Below are 20,418 nucleotides of genomic sequence, written 5' to 3'. Positions count from 1 at the left end.
GTCAGGTGATCTCGTGGTTCAGCGTCTCCAGGTGTTCCACGTCCGTGCGGAGGTCGTCCTTCCTCGCGGAGGCACGCCCGGAGAGCACGATCACCGCGTCGTCGGCTTCGAAGACGACCTTCCTGCTCTTCGGCGGGTTCAGGACGACGCCGCCGTCGCCGCGAGCCGTACGGTCTCCTCGGTAGCCGATCGCGATCTCGCCGTACGCACGGGCGGCGGCGACCACGGTGGCGTAGTCGACCGGGACCGACAGCCGCACGTAGTCACCCGCGGGCCTGAGAGAGACCTCCTGGCCCCCGGCGGCGAACAGGTCGGTGAACACGTCGTGGCGCCGGGGATGCTCGGCGATCTGGATCATCAGCAGGCCGGTCACCCGGGTGGGAACGATCAGGTCGTCGACCTCGGTGACCTCGGCCAGACGCCGGTCGCACTCCCTGGCCATCTCCGTCACCAGGCTGTGCCGCCAGCCGTTGCTCCTGGTCATCTCCCTGACGTGCAGAAGGGTCAGGAGCGTGCGCGAGTCGGCGACGTGTGCGCCGAGCCGGTCGTCGGCCAGGATCAGGACGTGGTCGTAGGTCCCGACGCCCAGCGCCTCAAGGGTGCCGTAACGAGTGATGTCGCCACTCTCGTGGGCGAGGGTCACGTTGGCCAGGGATCCCGCGAGGGCGTCCATCCGCGAGGCCATCCGGGAGTCGTGCGCGACGACCCTCACCTGTGACCCCGGCGGCATGCGGCGGTCGAACTCGGTCACGATCGCGGCGCCGCGGCCGTTCCAGCCGAGGATCAGGACGCGGTGCGCCGTGGGGGTGTGCTCCCCGGAGGCGATGATCTCGTGGCTGTCGGGTTCGGCCGAGGTGCGGAACTGCTTGGCGCCGCCGTCGCCCATGATCAGGACAAGCCGGTCGTTCGCGTCGATCCGGGTCTCCCCGGAGGGGTTGAGCATGATCCGGCCCCGGCGCTCCAGGCCGATGAGGGAGCCGTTCTCCAGGGCGGGCAGGGCGTCCCCGAAGTTCTCTCCGACGAGGTCGCAGGGCTGCCGGAAGCAGATTTCGCTTCCTCCCGACCCGAGCAGGTCGCCGTAGACCACCGACAGGCCGGGGTTCAGGCAGCTCTGGACCACGACGCGGGCGGAGATCTCGTCGACGTCGACGATCAGGGCGCCGCTCCCGCCCGCCAGCCGGGCGGCGACCAGGTTGTCCGGGTCACGGACGCCGGCGACCAGCTGCACCCTCGGCCGGACCCCGGCGGCGTCGAGCGCGAGCAGGCTCTTGATGGTCCTGGCGTCGGAGTCGGTGTCCTCGGAACCGAGCACGATGACCGCCCGTGCCCGCTCCGGGCTGACGATGGCCACGTCCGCCGGATCCGTCGGGTTGCCCGTACGGCACACGACACGCAGGTTGCGCAGCGCGGCCCTGCCCCCGATGGCCTCCTCCATGGCGGTCCGGTCCATGTCGGCGAGGATCGCCACACAGGTCGTCCCGCCTCTGCCCTCGCCTGCGGCGGCCAGCTCGGACAGGATCAGGAAGACCTGCTCCGACCAGCCGAGCACCACGGTGTGGCCGCGCTCGACCACCGGCGAGCGGCCCTTGCGGAGTCCGGCCAGCCTGCGGTCGAGCCCCGTCTTGACGAGGCCGACGAGCGCGCTGAAGATCACGATTCCGGTCAAAGCGACCACCGGGGTGCCTCGGGGGAGTGGTGGCGGCCCCTCCTCGGGTGTCGCCGTCACCGGGGACAGTGTGCGTGTCAACCCCGACCAGAGCGCGAGGGGCAGGTCGGTGGCGTCCGGGACCAGGACGACGAGGGCCGTCGCCCCGGCGACCGAGACGGCGAGCGCCACGAGGACGAGCAGGCCGAGCACGGCCCAGCCTCCCCGGATGACGAGGTTGTCGAAGCGGTAGCGCAGACGCCTCACGACGAACCCTCCGTTGTCTGACGTTAAGTTACTTGGCAGACACCGAAAGTGATTATGGCCTGTCGTCGGTGGAGGGGGAAGGCGGGGAAGAGCCTGGGGCTCCCGCCGGACCGCCGGTGCTTCGGGGCCGGCGGTCCGGCGGGAGGGCGATCAGCTGACGTTGGCGCAGATCACGTAGACGCTGATGCCGACGTCGCTGTAGCCGTCCTGACGGCCGATGCCGTACCAGCCGGCGCCGTCCTCGGTCGGGAAGGAGCCGACGAGGATCGCGCGGTTGCCCTGGGCCTCCGCGCCGCCGCCGATGGCGTGCTTGCCCGCCGGGCACCTGACCGCGCGCCGGGTGAAGTTGGGCACGTTGGCGTTGGGCAGCTTGACGATCTGGTAGCCGGTGAAGTCGGCGGCCGTGGAGGAGGCCGTGACGGGCGTGGTGCCCGCCGTGGCCGGGAGGGCGGTCGCCGCCGTCAGGCCCGCGCAGCCGACGAGGGCGGCGAGGGCGACGGTCGTGAGCGTGTTGAGTCGCATGCTTTCTCCTGTGACGGATGGTGCTACTGCGGTCACGAGAAGTAAACAATCCGCTACGTATGGTGTCCAGCCTGGGTTTTGTGGCCTGGGGGCCACATGTGTCGCCTTCCTGGGCTCCATGTCGTGCCACGTCATACCACGTCGTCTCTGGGCGTTACGTACATGTCTCCCATGGGCCGCCCGGCTGTGCGAGGGTGGGGGTATACCGTGTGATCGGGCCGGGCCGCGTCACCGGTGCCGGGAGGGGCAGGGGTGGGTGTGAGCAGGCAGCTGGTCGTCCGTGTCACCCACCACGAGGAGGCGCGCTGCGCCGTGCTCACCGTCGAGGGCGACATCGACCGGACGTCGAGCCCGCTGCTGCGAGAGGCCATCAGGGGGCTGGTCCAGGAGAGTCGTCCCAGGATCGTCCTCGACGCGGGAGGCATCACCTTCTGTGACTCGAACGGCCTGCGCACCCTTCTCGGCGGGATGGCCATGACCTGCGAGGCGGGCGGGTGGATGCGCCTGGCGGGTGTGCACGGCCCCTTCGAGCGGCTGCTGCGGATGACCGACCTCTACGGCTTCTTCGCCGTCGACTCCGACGTGGTCGGCGCGCTGCGGCAGGCATCCGAGGGGAGCGCCCCGAACCCGGAGTGAGGGGTTGACGGGGCCGGTGCGGGCCGTACTATGACGTAGGGTAATCGTCGATTGACGCACCGTTTCCGGATGTGGGCGCCTCCGGTCGTCCATGGCGTTTCGCCGGTCTCCGGGATGAGAGGCCGCTCCGCTCGCGGGTCGTCGAGAGCCCGAAGAACGCTCAACCAGGTGTCTCCCCGGCTCTGCCATGCCGCCTCACGCTGACCCATGTCACGGCCGCGGTCATGCCTGGCCGTACGTCCCCCTCGGCCGATGGAGAGCGGTATGCGTCGGTTGCGAAAGGTCATCACGTCGATCCTCTGCGTCCTCGGCGTGCTCACAGGTGACCTCACCGTCCCCGCGGCGGGAGCGGGAACGGCTGTCCCCGACCGCTGGGGGTTCGCCTTCGTCAACACGCCGAACGGCGTCCCCACCCTCGCCCGCCAGGCGGGAAGCTGGCCGCCCGGCCCGGTCGTCTCGATCCTCACCCCGGCCGGAGGCCCGACGTACGTCAGGTTCCCCCGGCTGGCGACCACGGGCGGCGTCGCGCACGTCACGGCCGTCTCCCCCCGCCCCGAGTGGTGCCAGATCCTGTGGTGGGGCCCCTCGGGCGCCGACCTGCTCGTGGCCGTACGGTGCCACCGGTACGGCGGCGCCCCGGTGACCGTCCCGTTCACCGTCCTGTTCGAGGAGAGCGTCCCGCAGGTGGAGGTCGTGGAAGGGAAGGCTTTCGGCTACGTCCACCACGACGGCGTGGCGGTCGTCTCACGCGCCAACTCCGCAGCGGGTGAGAACACCGTCACCGCCGGGCCTGCGGGCACCTGGGACGTCCTCATGCCCGGCCTCGGCACGGCGCGGAGGACGGGCGGCCTGCAGGTGACCGCGGTCGATCCCGAGCGGCCCGCGCGCTGCAAGGTCGCCGCCTGGACGTCCACGGTGGCAGGGCAGAGCGTCCGGGTGCGCTGTCACGACGCGGCCGACACCCCCGTCGGCACCGGCTGGACGCTCACCTACCAGCGTGAGCGGGCCATCACCGGGGCGGCGCTCCCGTCGGAGAACTTCGCCTACACCTTCGACAACCTCCCGGACGACGCCGGGCCGTACTCCCCGCGGCCCGGCGGGATCAGCCACAACTCCCGCGGGGCCGTCAACACCGTGCGCTCCGCGGGAGCGGGGCTGCGTCTGGTGACGTTCCCGCAGGTCGGCGGGCTCCTCGACCACGTGCAGGTCACCGCGTACGGACCCGGCCCCGAATACTGCAACCTGCCGGCACCGTGGAACACCGGCGCGCTCGCGGTGACCGTCCGGGGCGTGGCCTGCTACAACGGTCTCGTCAGGACGGCCCAGGCCTTCATGGTCACCTACGCCTCCGCCGGGTAGGGACCGGTCCCCGGCGCCCCTCACATGTTGATCATGTGTCCGGCCAGGCCGTGGATCGCCTCCTTGACCGCCTCGCCGAGTGTGGGGTGGGCGTGCACGTTGCGGGCGACCTCGGTGACGGTCAGGTCCCACTTCTGGGCCAGTGTCAGCTCGGGAAGCAGCTCGGTGACCTCGGGGCCGATCAGGTGGGCGCCGATCAGCTCGCCGTGCTCACCGTCGCTGATGATCTTCACGAAGCCGACCGCGTCCCCGAGGCCGTGGGCCTTGCCGTTGGCGCTGAAGGGGAACTTGGCCACCTGGACGTCGTAGCCGAGGTCGCGGGCCTGGGCCTCGGTGTAGCCGAAGCTGGCGATCTGCGGCTGACAGTACGTCGCCCTGGGGATCATGACGTAGTCGAGCTCCATGGTCTCGGCGTCCGCGATGGTCTCGGCCGCGATGATCCCCATGGACTCGGCCGCGTGCGCGAGCATCAGCTTGGCGGTCACGTCGCCGATGGCGAAGATGTGCGGCACGTTCGTACGGCAGCGCCCGTCCACGGCGATGGCGCCCCTGTCGGTCAGGGCGACCCCGGTGCGTTCGAGGCCGTAGCCCTCGACGCGGGCCTTGAAGCCGATGGCCTGCAGCACCTTGTCGGCTTCGAGGACCTCCTGCCGCCCGTCGCGCGAGACGGTCACCCGCACCTTGTCGCCGGACTCGTCGATGGACTCCACCCGCGTCGAGGTCAGTACCTCGATGCCGAGCCGCCGGTAGTGACGTGCCAGCTCGGCGGAGACCTCCTCGTCCTCAAGCGGGACGAGCCGGTCGAGGAACTCGACGATCGTCACCTTGACGCCGTAGTTGTGCAGGACGTAGGCGAACTCGACGCCGATGGCGCCCGCCCCGGCGATGACCACGCTGCCGGGGAGTTCCTCGCTGAGGATCTGCTCCTCGTAGGTGACGACCCGGTCGGTGACCGACGTCCCCGGCAGCAGCCTCGTGGTGGCGCCCGCCGCGATGATGCAGTGGTCGAACGTCACCGTCTGCTCGCCGCCGTCGGCCCCGGTCACCCGCAGCGTGTTCGCGTCGGTGAACTCGCCCCGGCCCTCGTACTCGGTGATGCCGTTCTTCTTCATCAGGTAGTGCACGCCCTTGACGTGCCGGTCGGCGACCCTGCGGCTGCGCCTGAACGCCTCGCCGTAGTCGAAGGTGACCGTGCCCTCGACCCGGATGCCGAAGGTCTTGGCCTCGTGGTTGAACAGGTGGGCGAGTTCCGCGTTGCGCAGCAGCGCCTTCGACGGGATGCACCCCACGTTGAGGCACACCCCGCCCCAGTAACGTTCTTCGACGATCGCCGTGCTCAGGCCCAGCTGGGCGGCGCGGATCGCCGCCACGTACCCTCCGGGGCCCGCGCCGAGGACCACGACGTCATAGTGAGTGCTCATGGATCGGACACTATTGAACGGCGGGCCGCTCCGCTCACAGGGGGTGGCGTTCCCGTGAGGTGAGGGGGGCCGGTCGCCACCCCCGCCGGATTCCGCGCGCGGGTTCGCTTTTCAGGCGGTTCGCGATCTCGTCGTGTACCGGCCGGTAGGCCGCGGCGGCGGTCAGGGCGGCGGACTGGAAACGCCCTCGCGCCTCCCGCAACTCGGCGGCGATCCTGCGGCGCCCACCGGGCAGCAGCTGTACGGGGCGCAGCCTGGCCCGTTCGTGCTCGGCGCGCAGCGCGGCGCCCGCCTCGCGCAGGGTCGTCACGTACTCGACCGCGGCCTGCCGCCACCGCCGGACCTCCTCGCCGGTGCACGGCACCAGGTGGCCGGTGCCGCGGTGGTGCAACGTGTAGAGGGAGGACATGCCGGGCGGCATGGGGGCGCCCTCAAGACCGCAGCGGCTCACGCCGACCCGGCCCCCGACGGGGGCGGGCGGCTGCGCCTCGGCCCTGTTCTTCAGGCCGACGTCGTAGAAGTAGGGGTAGACGGCGTTGTCGCGACGGCAACGGCGCAGGCGGCGGGTACGGGCGTTCCTGGTGCGGATGTCCGAGACCAGTTCGGACAGCGACGTGCCCTCGACGAGGATCACCATGCTCACGAGAGCGACGAACAGACCGAGCACGAGCAGAATGGTCTGGAGCATCGGAGCTTCCCTCCGGCGTTCGCGAGGATCGCGAACGCTTCGATGACTGGCTTTCCGGACAGTCACTTAAGCGTCAGATTCACGTGCTCGCACTATGGTCAGGCGATTACTCAAGCACGCCTCGTGCTTTCCCCGGCCATTATGCTTTTCCGGATTGTAGTCCCCGCCTCCCTTCATCACACAAGGACACCCTTGTTCGGATGTCGTGACATATCGCGCGGCCACGGATGGGCCTGGACGGGAGCCGCCGGGCGCGGGCCGGTTCACCCGGCCACGTACGCCTACACCCCGGTCTCGCCTTTCGTCCGGTCACGCGCCTACGCCCCGGCCCGCCTTTCGCCCGGCCACGCTTTCGTCCCGGCCAGGCCGGGGACATTCCCCGCCGCGAATCACCGGGTCTTTCACCGGGATGGGCGTCCCGGAATACGGGTGGTTCCTCAGGCGGGCCCGTGACAACCGCTTCGGCGCCGTTTTCCCGTACCGGATGAGGCGGCGACGTCCTCGGCCGCTTAAGGCAAGGGCGCTTTCCGGATAACCGGCGGGGCTTCTTCACGGCGGGCCCTCCACAAAGGGAAACACGTGGGGTTCGCCACTCGCGGGCCGACGCCTTTCCCGGCGCGGCTCACCCCTGTGCCCGCAGGTCGCCGGGGCGGGGTTCTGGTATGACGACGGGGTCGGTGGGGAGACCACGGACACGACCGAAAGCCGCGAACCGCCCACGGGAGCACGTCATGACCGGAGCATCCACCGTCCTCTCCGCCGAGTCCCTGGGACGGGACGTCGGGGCGGTCGCGCTGGTGGACCACCACGTGCACGGAGCCCTGGCCACGGACCTGTCCAGGCGGGGGTTCGAGGAGCTGATCACCGAGTCCGACCGGCCGACGCCGTCCTGGATGACCCAGTTCGACTCCCAGCTCGGCTTCGCCGTCCTGCGGCACTGCGCGCCCGTCCTCGATCTCGAAGCGCACACTGACCCGGAGACCTACCTCGCCCGCCGTACCGAACTGGGCGTCGAGGAGGTCAACCGGCGGCTGCTGACCGCGAGCGGGGTGGGCCACTTCCTGGTGGAGACCGGCTACCGGGGAGAGGAACTCCTCGGCCCGGCCGGGATGACCGAGGCCACCGGACGCCCCGCCGAAGAGATCGTCCGCCTGGAGACGGTCGCCGAACACGTCGTGACCGAGGGGACCGACGCGGCCGGCTTCTCCGCCCGCTTCGAGGCGGCCCTGTGGGAGCGCAGCCGTACGGCACGCGGGGTGAAGACGGTCGTCGCCTACCGGCACGGTCTCGACGTGGACCCGGAGCCGCCGACCCTCGGCGAGGTGACGGCCGCGGCGGGCAGGTGGCTGCGGGAGGCCGAGCGGACGGGAAGAGTCCGTGTCGACGACCCGGTGCTGCTGCGCCACCTGATCTGGAAGGGGGTCGAGCGCGGCCTGCCGCTGCAGTTCCACACCGGCTACGGCGACCCCGACCTGGACCTGCGCCGCTGCGACCCGCTGCTGCTGCGCGGCCTCATCGAACGGGCGCAACCGAGCGGCGTCCCGCTGATGCTGCTGCACTGCTACCCGTTCCACCGCAACGCGGGCTTCCTCGCCCAGGTCTACCCGAACGTCTACTTCGACGTGGGGCTCGCCGTGAACCACACCGGGGCGCGCAGCGCGACCGTCGTCGCGGAGAGCCTGGAACTCGCCCCCTTCGCCAAGATCCTCTTCTCCTCCGACGCCTGGGGACCCGCCGAACTGCACCACCTGGGCGCCCTGCTGTGGCGGCGTGCGATGACCCGCGTCCTGTCCGGCTTCGTCGCCGACGGGGAGTGGAGCAGGACGCAGGCCGTACGGGTGGCCACGATGATCGGCGCGGAGAACGCCCGCCGCGTCTACCGGCTGGAGGGGGAGCCGGGGGTCACGGTTCCGCGGTGACCAGCACCGGGCCGCCCCGCGGGTCCACGGCGGACAGCATGTCCGTAGGGACGCGGAACACCCGGCCCGGGGCCACCGGCCACCACATCCGCCTGCGCGCCACGACCCGGTCGCCCTGCCACAGCACCACGTGCGGGAGGCGGATGTGGCGATCACCCCACAGCAACAGCCGGCGCCGGGCGGGCACCGGGTCACCGGGACGCAGGATCTCCGGCGCAACCCACCGGAAGGGCTCCCCGGCCAGCAGCCGTACCCCCTCGCCGACCGGCCACGACCCGCCGTCCAGCCAGGTCGTGACGGGACGCGCCACATGGGCGCCGTCGATCGCCGCGACGTCGGCGGTGTCCACCGGGTGGAGCAGGTTGCCCACGGCGAACACACCCGGCCGGTCCGTGCGCAGCGCGCTGTCGACCAGCGGCCCCCGGGTGCCGGGGTCGATGGCGATCCCGGCGGCGCGTGCCAGCTCGTGGTCGGGAATCCAGTCACCGGTGAGGACGAGCGTGTCGCACTCGACGACCCGCCTGCGTCCCGTGTCGAGGTTCTCGATCTCGACCGCGCGCAGGTCAGGCCTGCCGATGATCCGGCTCACCCGGGTGCGGGTGGCGACCTCCGTCCCGAACAGCACCTTTCCCGGGCCGCTGAACACGGCGTAGGAGTCCGGCCTCGGATACTCGGTGGTCATCAGCACCGTACGGCAGCCCGCCTCCCGCAGCGTCAGCGCCGCCGACCAGCTGACCAGCTCCGCGCCCACGACGACGGCCCGCTCACCGACCCTGCCGTGCCGGAGATGGACGAGGTTCTGCAGGTGCCCGGTCGTGTAGACGCCACGGGGCCGGTCGCCGGGGATGAGCCGGGCCGGACGGGGACGTTCCCGGGCGCCGGTGGCCAGGATCACCGCCCCGGCCTCGACGCGGAGACGACCCTCGGGGCTGGTCACCTCGATCGCGCGCTCCCCGGACCACCCGGTCACGGTGGCGTTCGTCCGGATCGTCGCCCCGGCCTCCTCCGCCTGCCGGACGAGCTTGCGGGCGTAGGCGGGGCCGCCCATGAAACGCCCCATGTCCCTGACGCCGTAGCCGGGGTGGTCGCTGTGGCGGGGGATGCCGCCGGCCGTACTCTCGCGGTCGAGGACCAGGACCTCACCGCCGACCCGGGGGGCGAGCACCCGCGCGGCGCTCAGCCCGGACGGCCCCGCGCCGACGACGACCACGTCCGGGGTGAGGGTGGTGACGGTGTCGCTCATCGGTCGGCCTCCAGCAGGTTTCCGATCTCGGCGCCGCAGAAGAACCCCTGGCAGCGCCCGTTCATCGCCCTCGTACGGCGCCGCAACCCCTCAAGCCCGGCGGGCGGGATCGGTGAGGTGAGGGCGTCACGGATCTCCCCCTCGGTCACCCGCTCGCAGAAACAGACCACCTTGCCGTAGGCGGGGTCGGCGGCGATCCGCTCGGCGTCCTGGTAGGGACGCAGGAAGGCCTCCCCGAGGTTGGGCATGCGGGGAGGTTCGGGCAGATCGGTCCTCGGCACGAGCGGCAGCCCGGCCTTGCCCGCCAGTTCGGTGACGTACCGGGCGATGGCCATGCCTGCGGTGAGCCCGGTCGAGCGGATACCGCCGACGAGGACGTAACGGTGCTCCGCGTCGGCCTCGATCAGATAGTCCTGGCGGTCGCTCGCCGCGCGCAGTCCCGCGTAGGTCGCGGTGACCTCCTCCCGCAGCAGCTCGGGCATGATCTTGCGCCCCTTCTCCAGCAGGAACTCAAGGCCCCGCTCCGAGGTCCCGGTGTCGGTCCGGTCGAGGAGGTCCTCGGCGGTCGGCCCGAGCAGGACGTTCCCGTAGACGGTCGGGCTGACCAGCACGCCCTTGCCGCGTGAGGACGGCACCGGCAGGATGATCCGGTCGGCCAGCGGGCGGGCGAGCTTGTCGTAGACCAGCAGCTCACCGCGGCGCGGCGTGACGGTGAAACGGTCGTAGCCGAACAGCCGGTCCACGACGTCGGCGCCGAGCCCGGCCGCGTTGACGACCCAGCGGGCGGTGACGTCCCCGCCCGAGGTGCGCAGCGTCGTCGACTCCCAGTGCTCCTCGACGGTCAGGACCCGGTGGTTCAGCAGCAGCGTCACCCCCCGCAGGACCGCCTCGGTGGCCAGCGCCAGATTGGTCGTCCAGGTGCAGATGATGGACTCGTCGGGCACGGTCAGCCCGCCGAGGGCCCCCTCACCCAGGTGCGGCGCCAGCCGGTAGACCTCCTCCGCGTCGACGATCTCCGTCTTGTCGTAGCCGTTGAGCCCGGCCTTCTCCTTCAGGCCCGGCAGCGCGTCGAGCTCCTCGGCGGTCCAGGCGACCAGCAGGGCCCCGGTGTGCTCGACCGGGATGCCCGTACGGGCCGCGTAGCCGTACAGGAGGTGATAGCCCTCGCGCACCAGACGGGATTCGAGGGTGCCGGGTTTGGCGTCGAAACCGGTGTGCAGGATCGCGGTGTTCGCCTTACTGGTGCCGTCGCCGACGTCGTCACGCGCTTCGAGCAGCGCCACACTCAGCTCGTGCCCCGCCAGCTCCCTGGCGATGGCGGAGCCGACGATGCCTGCTCCGATCACCGCCACGTCGAACGTGCCCACCCCCGTGGTGCTCACCGTTCCCCCTCCTGCTCCTGTCTCGTTGTGGTCGTCCGTACGGCCTCGTGCCAGCGGGCGCGGAACTCGGCCGCCCGCTCCGCCGACCAGTGCGGCTCGTACATCGTGGCCGGTTTCCACCCGCCGACCGCCTCCCGCAGCGGCAGGGCGGGGTCGAGCGCCGCGCGGGCCAGCGCGGCGGCGCCCAGCGGGGTCGCGTGCTCCGACGGGTAGACCTCGATCGTGACCTGCGCCAGGTCGGCGACCGCCTGCATGAGCACCCGGCTGCGGGTGAGCCCGCCGTCCACCCTGAGGGCGCTCAACGGCCGCCCGAGATCGGCGGCGACGAGGTCGCCCAGCTCGGCGACCTGCGCCGCGACGCCCTGCAGTACGGCCAGCACCAGGTGCCCCCGGCCGGTGGAGAGCGTCATCCCGGTGAAGGAGGCCCTGGCGTCCGGCCGCCACCACGGGGCGGCGAGCCCAGCCAGCGCGGGGACGCACAGCACGCCCTCGCTGTCGTCGGCCGCCACGACGTCGAGGTCGGCCGCCGAGCCGATCATGCCCAGGTCCTGCAGCCACCGTACGGCCGAGGCCGCCGTGTAGACCTGCCCGTCGAAGCAGTAGGACGTCTCCCCCCTGACCCGCCAGGCGACGGAGGCGGCCAGGCCCGCCGTCGAACGCGTGGCCGAGGTGCCGGTGTTGGCCAGCAGGAACGCCCCGGTGCCGAAGGTGCACTTCGCCTCGCCCGCGGTGAGGCAGTTCTCGGCGAGCAACGCCGCCTGCTGGTCGACGACCAGCCCGCACACCGGCAGGTCCCCGCCGAACGCGGAGGTCGAGCCGACCACCTCGTCGTTGGCGGCGACCCGGGGCAGCCGCTCCCCGCCGAGCCCGAACAGTTCGAGCAGCCCGTCGTCCCAGTCCGCGTCGTCGAGCCGGGTGACCAGCGACCGGCTCGCGGTCGAGACGTCGGTGACGAACTCCCCGGTCAGCCGGTGCACCAGCCACGAGTCCGAGGTGGTGACCACACCCTCCCCGGTCACGTTCTCCCGCAGCCAGGCCATCTTGGGCGCGGAGAAGTACGGGTCCAGGACCAGCCCGGTGGCCTGCGCGATCCGGTCGGCGTGTTCGCGCAGCCGTACGCAGATCTCCTCGGAACGGCGGTCCTGCCACACGATCGCGGTGGACAGCGGCTCGCCCGTCGTGGGGTCCCAGGCCAGTACGGTCTCACCCTGGTTGGCCAGCGCCACGGCGTCGACGGGGACACCGGCCTGCGCGACGGCCCGCCGCCCGGCCTCAAGGACCGAGTCGAGCAGTTCCCTCGGGTCCTGCTCGACCCCGCCACCCGGCAGGTAGACGGGGCGCACCGGGTGCTCGGCCAGGCCGAGCACCCTCCCCTCACCGTCGGTCACGACCGCCTTGGTCCCCGAGGTGCCCTGGTCTATCGCCAGTACGGTCGTCATCGCCGGTTCACGTCCCCCCGATCCTGGGAGACGTCGTGCCCGGCGGCGGCGTCGGCGTCCAGCTCGGCGTCGATGGAGCGCATCTCCGGCATGGCCAGGCCACGCGCCCCGCCCCTGGTGGCGAGCAGGTAGACCAGGTAGGCGGCGCCGATCACCAGCATGATCAGCACATAGGTCCACGGGTCGGCGAACGAGGCGTCGCGGAACAGCAGCAGCTCGAACACCAGCCAGACCACCGCGACCGTGACCACCGGGATCTCCCAGCGGCCCAGGTCGAAGCCCCTGCTGGGCGGCAGCGAACGGCGCTTGACCACGTACAGGGCGACGGTCGAGGCGTAGATGATCGCGGGCAGCAGCGTCGCCGCGGCGAACAGCCCGAACAGCGCGTCCGTCCTGGTCGAGAAGATCGCCAGGATCAGCTGGCCGATGACGCACATGAGCACGGTCGCGTTCAGCGGCGTGCCGAACCTCGGCGAGATCTTCTGCCAGGCCTGCCAGCCGGGGAAGCGCTCGTCACGGGACATCGCCCAGACCAGGCGCACCCCGCTCATGAGGATCACCATGCCACAGGCGAAGATCGCGATGACCACCAGCACCAGCAGGGCCGTACCCACGACCGGGCCGAGGGTCCGGGTGATCACGTCCGCGATCGGCGTGTCCGACTTCGCCAGCTCGACCGGGTCCCCGGCGAGCAGGGTGACGGCGATGAGGAACAGGAAGCCCAGCACACCGGAGGCGAGGACCGCCTGCCACATGGCGCGGGGCACGACGCGGGCCGGGTCCTTGGTCTCCTCGGCCAGGTTGGCCGCCGACTCGAAGCCGACGATCGTGAACGCGCCGAGCAGGAAGCCCAGCATCCACGGGCCCGCCGAGGTGAGCGTGCCGAAGGACAGGTAGCCCTCGGCGGGGACGGCGCCGGTGCTGAAGAGGTTCGCGAAGTTGGCCTCCTTGGCGACGAACCCCACCCCGAGCAGCAGCAGGACCAGGGCGATCATGCCGGCCAGCTCGGCGGAGACGGCGAAGTTGTTGACCCGTTCGGTCCACTTCGTGGACAACCCGACCAGGAACGCCTGGGCGAGGATGACCACCCCGGTGATCACCCACGCGTTCAGCGCCGTCCCCTGGTAGTTCAGCAGCGCCGGAAGCACGGTCGAGGCGATGGTGTAGTCGACCGCGACCACCACGATCGCCAGGAACGTGAACGAGATCCAGCCGATGATCCAGCCCAGGACGGGATTGGCCAGGCGGGAGGTCCACTGGTAGGAGTAGCCGGTCACCGGGATGCGCGCGGCCAGGGAACCGAAGATGAACGCGACCGCGAGCTGACCGACGATCACGATCGGCCAGGTCCAGATGCCCGCGGGCCCCGAACTGTTCAGCACGGAGCCGTAGGTGGTGAAGATTCCCGTGGCGATCGAGACGAAGGCGAAGGCGACCGCGAACGACGCGAAACGCCCGGTTCCTCGCTTCATCGCCTGCTTGTAGCCGAACTCCTCGACGCTCGCCGTGGCCTGATCCGGGGACTCGTGTGGTGAATACTGGGGCATGGGTCCCAACTCCTGTGTTTCCTGTCAGATGGTGCATCGGCTGGGGATCCGAGCCGGGTGGCGTTGCCGCGCCTCCCGGCTCCTCGAACTCTCCGGCTCCTTGGTTTTTTGAGGCTTCGGGCCCTTTGGGGCCCGGCCTTCGTTCTTGGGCCCGGCTTTCTGGGCCTGGCCTTTTCGGTCTTGAGCTCCTTCGGCATGGGACCCGTTTTGTGGATCTCTATGCCTACTGTGGTCGCCCATACTTCGTTATGGGCTCCTTCTCCGCCTCGCGGCGCGTCCACCTGGGCGATCCGTGCTACGGCGAAGGCCCGCAAAGCAGGCCCAGGGCTCTCCGGGACTCGGACTTTCCTGGGTCTCAGGCTTTCCGGGTCTCAGGTTTTTCTGGGTCTTTCAGGTTTTTCTGGGTCTCAGGTCGCGGGACCTGACGTCTGGGCCGTTTTGGCGTCTTGCCGTACGGCCTCAGGCCTTCTTGGTTCGCGGTCTCGCGGTTCTCGGGGCTCTCGGGGCTCTCGAAGGTCCCGCGGGTCTTGTGGCTCTCACGGCAGGACGACCACCCCGCCTCCGCGGGTGACGGCGTCTCGAATGCTCGGTGGTGGCTCGGTCTCCGTGACAAGTCCGGCGAACTCCTCGATCCCCGCGACACGATGCCGGGCGATCCTGCCGAACTTGCTCGAATCGGCCAGCACGAAGGAGCGGGCGGCGTTGCCGTGGATCGTCCGGCGCACGGCGATCTCGTCCAGGTAGTAGTCGGTCAGCCCGGCGACGGCGTCCACGCCTCCCGAGCCGAGGAAGGCGACATCCGGGTTCAGGTCGGCGAAGAAGGCCTGCGCCAGGGAGTTCGACAGTGCGAGGTCACCACTCCTGAGCTTGCCCCCGGAGACGAGGACCTCGACGCCGGGGCGCTCGGAGAGCTCGGCGGCGACCAGGAGGGAACATGTGGCCACGGTCCCGGTGAAGTCGAGCGGCAGGGCACGGGCCACGTCCACGGCGGTGGTCCCCACGTCGATCACGATCGTCTGGCCCGGCCGTACGAGCGCCGCCGCGGCCCGGCCGATGTGCCGCTTTGCCTCGGCGGCGGTCCCGGTCCGCTCGGTGAAGGGCGCCTCCTCCCCGGAGGAGCGCCCCGAGGCGACCGTCGCCCCGCCGTGCACCCGCGCCAGCCTGCCCTGACGTTCCAGCAGGACGAGGTCGCGTCGGATCGTCTCCACGGAGACCTTCAGCTCACGCGCCAGCTCCTCGGTGCTGACGACCCGGGAGGCCCGCAACGCCTCTCCGATCCGCGAGTGCCGCTCAGCGGGCAGCATGGCTGCCCGTTTCTGTGGATTTCTGTGCCTCCATGACGGGAAGTATGGTTCGCTGTGGTTTAAAGGTCAATGCAGAAGATTGAGACAAAAGAACTTTTTGTCCAAATCTTCACCAATGTGGGGTGGTTCGTAGGCTGTGGGGTGTGTGTGACCGGTGATGCCGCTGGCTTGCTGACACCTCGATGGGGCTCGGGGCCTGCCTGTGACCTTTCGGGACACGGCGCTGTCGAGGTGCCTGAGGGCGGTCAGATGCTCGGGGCCTTCCTGTGGCCTCTCGGGGCCGCGGACACCCCCGGCCCGCCGGGGTTCAGGGCTCGGGCCTTCCTGTGGGCCTTCATCGGGCTTCCCGGGGCCCGCGTGCCCGCCGGGCTTGAGTCTTCGCTGTGGGTTTTCGCGGACCTTTGGGTCCTAGTCACCTGAGTCCCGGGGCCTTCGCGGGCCTGGGCTACGGGCCTCCCATGAGGCTCCTGCCGTGTGGCCCTCTGTGGGGCTTATGCGGGGATTTGTGGGGGTTTTGATGGTTTGCCTCCAGGGTTGTGGTCAGGCGGGCTGCTTCGGCCACACGACGATGTCGACCGGAACCCCTTCCTCCCCCTCCGGCCCCGAGACCCGCACGAAGGCCACGTTGTCGACGTTCGTCCACATGCAGAAGGCCGTCCCCGGAGTCGTGTGCCCGAAGACGTGTCCAGCGGGCAGGTCTGCTCCCAGAGCCTCCTCGCACTGAGCCCGGGAGGGCGCCTTGGGCGCGGACCACACAACGGAGACAAGAGACGGACCGGCCATGATCCCGCGGCCGGGCCGCTTCTCGTACCGCAGGTCCTCCCGGCTGGGGTCCGGAGGAACGTGATCCAGGTCAAGCCCGCTTTCGGTCAGCATCCGGGTGCCCTGGTACTGCGCTGTCCGGTCTTTCGGGATGGCGGACGGCGTCACCGGTTTCCCGGTCACGGCAGGACCCTCGGTGGAGGAGACCTGTGTCGAGGGGGTGGTCGCCTCCGAAGGGGTGGCCTCTCTTGAGAGGACGGCCCCTCCTGGGGAGGTGGCCTCTCCTGAGGGGGCGGCGGGCCCTCCGCTCCCGCCGGACTGTGGCCCGAGCAGGACCGCCGAGACCCCGATGACGGCGGCGACGACCGCCCCGCCCGCGCCGATCAACGCCGTCGTGATGGCCGTCCTGCGGCCTGTGTCCCCACCGTCTGAAGTCGTCTGGGTCTTGGATTCGTCGCCGTCCGCCACGGTCGGATGTCCTTTCCAAACCTGAGCCGTCTGTCGTCCACGGCCGGCGGACCTCCACCGGTGCCGCAGGACCGACCGGATCAAGGAACAGGGATCGAGGCGACTCTAATGTGACAAAAGGCAGACGTCATTAAGGATTCCAGGCTGTAACCAAACCTGTCTGTGATAGCTGGTTTTATTGCGTTTTATGCGGACTTTTCGTCTTTCTGGCTATTTGGCGTGCTGGGGGTGATCAACTTTTCCGGCGGACGTCACCTTGACGCCTTCACGGGACAGCCGGACGATGTGCTCCATCGGGTCGCGCGGCGCGAATTGATGAGTATTCACCGGTGAGGCCGCTCTCGGCGCGGGTCTGGTGCGCCTTCTCACGCTCGCCGTACCGATGCCAGGATGGCTTCGAATGCGACGGGGAAAGCGGTCGTCGCGTCGGCGTGCGAAGGCCGTGATGCTCCTTCACCTTGTTGTCGTCACGCCGGTCGGACGGGCGGCGGCCGGTTTGCCGGTCTTGTGCGTCAGTATTGGGCGGCGGAAGGTGAGACCTTCTCTGGAACGGCGCGGAGCTCGTCCTCAAGTGTGTCGAGGAGTGCCCTGGCGGCCTGGCGGAGCCGTGTGCGGCGGGCGGTGAGATCCTCGGCGAACGTCCGGGCCTTCGGCCCCGTCCACACCGGCTGACCGGTGAACTGCCCATGGGCGGGGTCGAGTGCGGCCTCCAGAATGGCGATCCGTGCCCTGACCTCAACCAATGTCTGTTCCAACACCTGACGCCGCGGGTTGGGCACCAGATCTGTCATGTATCCCTCTTCGGATGCCGATACACCGGACGGATCTATTGGACATTATTGGATCTACAACACATCGGCCAGCCCCGGAGGAATTTCATGGGACGTTCTGTACGGCTCGGCGTCGCGGTCTGCGCGGTGACGTTGCTGACGGTGGCCGGATGCGGCGACAGCGGCCCTACAGCGGCCGAGGCGGGCGAGACGCTGAAGGCGCATATCACTGAGCTGATGAAGGAAAGCCATGTTTTGGATGTCCGAATCACCGATCCGGGCGGACGTGACGTCCCGTGTGGGGAGGGTAGAGCCAAACGAACCTTTGCGGCCACAGCCAGAGACGCCGCACCTCAGCGCGGACCGGACACCCTTAATGACTTTCTGCTGGGTGCGCTCTCCCGAGTGGCCAACTATCGGATCGCCGAGGATCCCGGGAGAGGTCCTATCCGGCTTGCCAACGATAAATACAAGACAGTGATCATCCTGGAGTCTCCGTCAAACGGGAAGTATGGGGTCAGGGGTGAGACGGAGTGCCTCCCAGCCTCGTAAGCAGGGGCTATGGGAAACTGTACTAACTGTCGAAGGCAAGCCCACGCTCTCTGCCCCGCTTGTTACGGCTCTCGAACGCGTTCGCCATCTTGTCGGACAGGCTCCCAATCGATAGCGCGTCATCTCCACCCATGCCGTTGACGGTGACCCACTTCTCGAAGGCCTCAAGTCCTTTGTTTCCCTGCTTGACCAGCTCGGAGAACGGTTTGAGGTTGCCGTTCGCGTCGGCGACGGCCACGCCGGGCGGACAGGCGGCTTGAAACTCGGTGGGTGTCACCTCCGGCTTGAAACCGTTGACCATGAGGATCTGGGCGTAGGTGTGCTGGCGGCCGAGTGTCGCGAGGTCGTCTTCCTTGTCGGCCCGATCCATCCGCGTCTCGTCGTCCCCGCCGAAGGCTCCCTCGGCGGACAGGCCGGTGCTCAGCGCCAGCCAGGCCAGGCTCACGGGCATGGTCGTCGCCGTGAGTGTGCTCGTCACCCCGATGCCCGTATCACGGAGGAACACCAGCAGGTCGTCTCGCTGTTTGTCGATCTTGTCCAGGTTGCCCTGTACCTTCTCGACGGCTGCCAACTCGAAACCGCGGACGTTACCCAGGGCGGTGAACACCCGGTCCACGTGCTCGACGTCCCCGGTCCGCCGCGTCTTCGCCGAGGCGTCGGCGATCACCTTCTCGGAGAACCGTCCCATCCCCTCGTCGAACGGAGCGAGGTTCTCGGTCGAGTCGGCGAAGGTTTTCAGGAAACGGTAGGTGTCCTTCGGGCTCAGGGTGAACGTCGACGTCGTGCCGAACGTCGAGGTCGAGGGCTTCAGCGTGCTGTCCTCGGTCATGTTCGCGTCACCGATGTTCGCGCCCTCGGTGATCTCCGTGGCGTACGCGCCGGCGATCTCGGCCAGGTGCTTACGGACCCCCTCGCCGAGTTTGAGGTCGTCGAAGGTCGTCATCACGGTGAAGGCGAGCGCCGCTGACTCCTCGCTGTGCTTACCGTCCTCCTCGTCGTAGACCCCGGCGGCCGCGGCGAGCATCCGGCCGAAGGCGTCGGAGTCGGCCGCCGAAGAGACGTACTTGCCTCCGGCGTGGTCGTTGAGGTTCTTCAGGAGCGTCTTCAGCTTCGACTGGTCCTTGGCGTACGGCCCGACCAGCGCTGTGATCGTCTGACGTGCGGCGGCAGGGTTGTTTCCCAGAGCGTAGAGAAGCCCGGGGTTCGCCTTGCCGGTCGCCGACAGGCCGTGGGCCAGTACCGTGCCGGACAGCCATTCGGCGGGAAACCTGCCCGAGCTCAGCAGGAGGCTCGCTCCGAATCGGTCCTCGCCTGACTGGCCTGGATTCCGTACCGCGTCCTTGATCTTCGCGAACCCGGGGACCTGTGAGCCTCCTGAGACGGCGGTACCGAAGGCTTGGCTCACCGTACGGAGTACCTCGTCGTCGGAACGGGGTGGGCCAAGGGTCGCCTGGAAGTGGGGAGTGTCGATGTTCTTGCGCAGCAGGACCGGGAGTCCCAGAGTCCCCTTCACGCCGAGGGCGGCGAAGAAGGCGGCGGTGTAATCGGAGTCGTTCTTGTGGGCCTCCAGCTGTTTGATGATCTTCTCGTACTCCTCGGACGAGGTGCGCCCGAACCAGGGGACGTCGACCGGTTCGACGGCCAGTAGCTGTTTGGCCAGGTCCGTTCCCTGTTTACGGGCCTCCGCGGGGGAGAGGAGCTTCCCCTCGTCATAGGAGGCGAGCCGGGAACCCGGCAGCCATGACAGCTTGTCGGCGGCCTGGATCGTCTCCAGGCGCTTACGCAGCCCTGGCAGCTCGCCGTCGATCCAGCCCTCGATCTCCTTGATCGGCCGCAGTCCCACCGCCGACACCTCGGCCCTCGCCAGCAACTGCCGGATCCGCTCGGACTGCTCGCCGATCACGTCGCGGCCACGTTCCAACGCGCCGATGAAGCCCCGCATCAGCTCGGGGTCGATCCCGCTGAAGTCCGGTGACAGAGGCCCCGATCCCGACGTCATCGGCTCCACCGCATCCTTTCGTCCTATATGTAGTTATTTCACTCTAGCCATGTAGTAGGGATATCAAGTGCTGAATATGGGATCTGTGCGACATTGGGGTAATTGTCGATTTAGTAGGTGCTCCTATCGGGATTCACCATCCCAAACGCGGTATGGCGGGCACTCTCGGGAGAGGTAGACCCGCCCTGCGGCACCATGAGACGGCTCTCGACTCCGCTACTCGCCCAGCCGGGCGAGCCCTTCCTCAAGTCTCCGCAGTTGAGAACGTGTGGCGACGATCCGCTTTCGGAATTCCTCCACACGGCCTGCGATAGAGGGCGGTGTCCTCGCCGAAGCGGGTGAAAACCTCGACACCGGTCCGATGGTGGCCGAGCTCATCAAGGTGACAAAACATGATCAGATCAGGGCAGACGGAGGTAACGTCAGGCACGTCGAGGTCTTCCAGACAGACGGTTTGAGAGTTTTTCACCGAAAACCCCGACCCCTGTCCGGCCG

15 protein-coding genes are annotated in these 20,418 nt (G+C 69.3%); 3 read left to right on the top strand and 12 right to left on the bottom strand.

The window, feature by feature from the left end:
- Position 1 precedes the first annotated feature (1 nt).
- Both ABZ470_RS01550 and ABZ470_RS01545 read right to left on the bottom strand, forming a co-directional pair.
- The gene (locus ABZ470_RS01550) at positions 2-1,912 is read right to left on the bottom strand and encodes a potassium transporter TrkA (RefSeq protein WP_352010388.1); all 1,911 of its coding nucleotides are present in this window, start codon (positions 1,910-1,912) and stop codon (positions 2-4) included.
- A gap of 150 nt (positions 1,913-2,062) precedes the next feature.
- Positions 2,063-2,434, bottom strand: a complete 372-nt coding sequence (locus tag ABZ470_RS01545) for a hypothetical protein (protein ID WP_352010389.1) — start codon at positions 2,432-2,434, stop codon at positions 2,063-2,065.
- Between the two features lie 258 nt (positions 2,435-2,692).
- Here ABZ470_RS01545 and ABZ470_RS01540 point away from each other — a divergent pair, with 258 nt between their 5' ends.
- Together ABZ470_RS01540 and ABZ470_RS01535 are read left to right on the top strand one after the other, a co-directional pair.
- Positions 2,693-3,070 (top strand): STAS domain-containing protein, encoded by a 378-nt coding sequence (locus ABZ470_RS01540; protein WP_362909290.1) that lies wholly within the window; start codon positions 2,693-2,695, stop codon positions 3,068-3,070.
- 264 nt (positions 3,071-3,334) lie between these two features.
- Positions 3,335-4,429: a hypothetical protein gene (locus ABZ470_RS01535; protein ID WP_362909288.1), complete on the top strand. Its 1,095-nt coding sequence runs from the start codon at positions 3,335-3,337 to the stop codon at positions 4,427-4,429.
- Positions 4,430-4,449: 20 nt separating this feature from the next.
- Here the strand turns inward: ABZ470_RS01535 and lpdA are convergent, their stop codons facing one another.
- Both lpdA and ABZ470_RS01525 read right to left on the bottom strand, forming a co-directional pair.
- Positions 4,450-5,850 carry a dihydrolipoyl dehydrogenase gene (lpdA, locus tag ABZ470_RS01530; RefSeq protein ID WP_362773948.1) on the bottom strand — a complete coding sequence of 467 codons (1,401 nt, stop codon included), beginning with the start codon at positions 5,848-5,850 and terminating at the stop codon, positions 4,450-4,452.
- 34 nt (positions 5,851-5,884) lie between these two features.
- Complete coding sequence (locus ABZ470_RS01525; protein ID WP_362909286.1) at positions 5,885-6,538, bottom strand: hypothetical protein; 654 nt, start codon at positions 6,536-6,538, stop codon at positions 5,885-5,887.
- A gap of 731 nt (positions 6,539-7,269) precedes the next feature.
- Here ABZ470_RS01525 and ABZ470_RS01520 point away from each other — a divergent pair.
- Positions 7,270-8,457 carry an amidohydrolase family protein gene (locus ABZ470_RS01520; RefSeq protein ID WP_362909284.1) on the top strand — a complete coding sequence of 396 codons (1,188 nt, stop codon included), beginning with the start codon at positions 7,270-7,272 and terminating at the stop codon, positions 8,455-8,457.
- Here ABZ470_RS01520 and ABZ470_RS01515 read toward each other — a convergent pair.
- From ABZ470_RS01515 to ABZ470_RS01480, 8 genes are all read right to left on the bottom strand, one after another.
- Positions 8,441-9,700 (bottom strand): NAD(P)/FAD-dependent oxidoreductase, encoded by a 1,260-nt coding sequence (locus ABZ470_RS01515; RefSeq protein WP_362909282.1) that lies wholly within the window; start codon positions 9,698-9,700, stop codon positions 8,441-8,443. The genes ABZ470_RS01520 and ABZ470_RS01515 overlap by 17 nt on opposite strands.
- The gene (locus ABZ470_RS01510; RefSeq protein WP_362909280.1) at positions 9,697-11,082 is read right to left on the bottom strand and encodes an NAD(P)/FAD-dependent oxidoreductase; all 1,386 of its coding nucleotides are present in this window, start codon (positions 11,080-11,082) and stop codon (positions 9,697-9,699) included. The genes ABZ470_RS01515 and ABZ470_RS01510 overlap by 4 nt, the downstream gene beginning before the upstream one ends.
- Positions 11,079-12,521 (bottom strand): FGGY family carbohydrate kinase, encoded by a 1,443-nt coding sequence (locus ABZ470_RS01505; RefSeq protein WP_362909278.1) that lies wholly within the window; start codon positions 12,519-12,521, stop codon positions 11,079-11,081. The genes ABZ470_RS01510 and ABZ470_RS01505 overlap by 4 nt, the downstream gene beginning before the upstream one ends.
- On the bottom strand, positions 12,518-14,068 hold the full coding sequence (locus ABZ470_RS01500; protein WP_352010398.1) for an amino acid permease: 1,551 nt from the start codon (positions 14,066-14,068) through the stop codon (positions 12,518-12,520). The genes ABZ470_RS01505 and ABZ470_RS01500 overlap by 4 nt, the downstream gene beginning before the upstream one ends.
- Before the next feature lie 536 nt (positions 14,069-14,604).
- Positions 14,605-15,372, bottom strand: coding sequence for a DeoR/GlpR family DNA-binding transcription regulator (locus ABZ470_RS01495; protein ID WP_362909275.1), 768 nt, complete (start codon positions 15,370-15,372; stop codon positions 14,605-14,607).
- A gap of 540 nt (positions 15,373-15,912) precedes the next feature.
- Positions 15,913-16,602, bottom strand: a complete 690-nt coding sequence (locus tag ABZ470_RS01490) for a hypothetical protein (protein ID WP_362909273.1) — start codon at positions 16,600-16,602, stop codon at positions 15,913-15,915.
- Between the two features lie 512 nt (positions 16,603-17,114).
- Positions 17,115-17,393 (bottom strand): hypothetical protein, encoded by a 279-nt coding sequence (locus ABZ470_RS01485; protein ID WP_362909271.1) that lies wholly within the window; start codon positions 17,391-17,393, stop codon positions 17,115-17,117.
- A 553-nt stretch (positions 17,394-17,946) separates the two neighbouring features.
- Complete coding sequence (locus tag ABZ470_RS01480; protein ID WP_362909269.1) at positions 17,947-19,923, bottom strand: DUF6571 family protein; 1,977 nt, start codon at positions 19,921-19,923, stop codon at positions 17,947-17,949.
- Positions 19,924-20,418: the final 495 nt, after the last annotated feature.

The sequence above is a fragment of the Streptosporangium sp. NPDC020072 genome, from assembly GCF_040631445.1.
Taxonomy (GTDB): domain Bacteria; phylum Actinomycetota; class Actinomycetes; order Streptosporangiales; family Streptosporangiaceae; genus Streptosporangium.
The sequence above is the reverse complement of the archived record's forward strand: the minus strand, read 5'-3'. Positions and strand labels throughout refer to the sequence as shown.